The organism is Hyphomonas oceanitis SCH89 (assembly GCF_000685295.1).
Taxonomy (GTDB): domain Bacteria; phylum Pseudomonadota; class Alphaproteobacteria; order Caulobacterales; family Hyphomonadaceae; genus Hyphomonas; species Hyphomonas oceanitis.
On record NZ_ARYL01000174.1, the window covers coordinates 1 to 412 of the forward strand.

Sequence of the window (412 nt, forward strand, 5' to 3'; positions counted from 1 at the left end):
CAATTTCGGCATCTTCGCCGCAAGCGCGGCGGTGTTCATCCTCGCATTGTTCCTGGTCCGGAGCCAGGCGACCATTGGGGACGAATCCTGGATGAGCGCCATGATCCCCCACCACTCGATCGCGATCCTCACCAGTGAGCGCGCCAATATCGACGATATGCGTGTTCGCGAACTGGCCGATAGCATCATCGAAGCCCAGCGTCGTGAGATCAGGGAAATGAAATGGCTGCTGGACGACATCCGCGCAAATGGTGAAGCGACAACGCCTGCTGAGGCGGATGCACGACCGGTGCCCGGGTTTGGCGATCAAGATTAAGCCCGGCCAGGTGTCGATCTTTGGACTGGGATACCCGTACTTCGCATACCCCTCGAGCGTTGGACATTATTCAGCACATCAGCGGCACGCGCCCGG

At 59.5% G+C, this 412-nt stretch carries 1 protein-coding gene; it reads left to right on the forward strand.

Going from position 1 to position 412, the window contains the following annotated elements; translation table 11 throughout:
• The coding region (locus HOC_RS20795; protein ID WP_035542830.1) for a DUF305 domain-containing protein at positions 1-316 on the forward strand (316 nt) is incomplete at its 5' end.
• Positions 317-412 lie beyond the last annotated feature (96 nt).